Origin of the sequence: Neisseria wadsworthii 9715 (assembly GCF_000227765.1) — a bacterium.
Taxonomy (GTDB): Bacteria; Pseudomonadota; Gammaproteobacteria; order Burkholderiales; family Neisseriaceae; genus Neisseria; species Neisseria wadsworthii.
Window position 1 is genome coordinate 1 of sequence record NZ_JH165174.1, and the last position, 540, is coordinate 540.

Consider the following 540-nt stretch of genomic DNA (forward strand, 5'->3'; position numbering starts at 1 on the left):
TATATAATTTGAAATCTAAACTTTTTATATTTATTATGAATTTTTCTTGTTCTAAACAATGAGTCCAATCTATTTAAAATTAAAGATGAAATATAATAATTTTCATATTTAGATCCAGAAAATAATTTTTCACGATTAGAGTTTAATAACTCACCGTAATAGCGATGAGTACTATGCGGTTGAGCTAAAACTGTTGCTACATATGCTTGAATCTGACCTGCTAACGTAACAATTTGCGTTGCTTTAATATCTGGATTATCGTCATATTGCTTTGAACGTCTTTCATAAAAAATAGGATTTGTAATAGTTTTAGATTTTGCATAATAATATTCTTCTAAATCTCTATGAAAATTAGAAAGAGATTCAAAAGCTTCGTCTGTTACTAAAGTCTGCTTATTAGTAGCTTTAATAATTTTATTTATTAAAGATTGTTTTGTAGTTTCAATAATTTTTACAATGATATTAGTATTGCTATTAATAATATCCTTATTTTTAAAAAAGATATGTGCAGATTGACAACCATTAACAATTTGAAAATCT

General features: G+C 24.4%; 1 protein-coding gene. It reads right to left on the bottom strand.

The window, feature by feature from the left end:
- On the bottom strand, nucleotides 1–540 hold a 540-nt coding region (locus HMPREF9370_RS11500; RefSeq protein ID WP_009117694.1), incomplete at both ends, for an AIPR family protein.